The organism is Sphingobacterium sp. 18053 (assembly GCF_902706145.1).
Taxonomy (GTDB): Bacteria; Bacteroidota; Bacteroidia; order Sphingobacteriales; family Sphingobacteriaceae; genus Sphingobacterium; species Sphingobacterium paramultivorum.
On record NZ_CACSJW010000048.1, the window covers coordinates 1 to 426 of the forward strand.

The following is a 426-nucleotide window of genomic DNA, read 5'->3' on the forward strand; positions in this document are numbered from 1 at the left end:
AGATAAAGCCGGGGCTGAAAAACTACAAGGCTATTGGATTTTAGAACTTGGCGAATTGGCAGGAATGAAGAAAGCCGATATTGAAACGGTTAAAAGTTTTATTAGCCGTACCGATGACAGCTATCGCCCTTCTTATGGAAAATTTGTTGAAAATCATCCAAGGCAATGTATTATCGTAGGATCTACCAATTCCGAAACAGGATTCTTACGAGATATTACAGGGAATAGACGATTTTGGCCAGTCAAAGTAACTGGAAAGTCTCATAAAAAATCGTGGCAGTTAACCGATGAGGATGTCGCTCAAATATGGGCTGAAGCGTGGCATTATTATATAAAAAAAGAACCGCTTTATCTTACAGAGGATATTAGTGTGTTAGCCATGCAAGAACAAACGGAGGCGATGGAAACCGATGAACGTGAAGGATT

1 protein-coding gene is annotated in these 426 nt (G+C 39.9%); it reads left to right on the forward strand.

Features of this window, described 5'->3' with window-relative positions; genetic code table 11:
- The coding region (locus GVK91_RS27225) for a VapE domain-containing protein (protein WP_200845726.1) at window positions 1-426 on the forward strand (426 nt) is incomplete at both ends.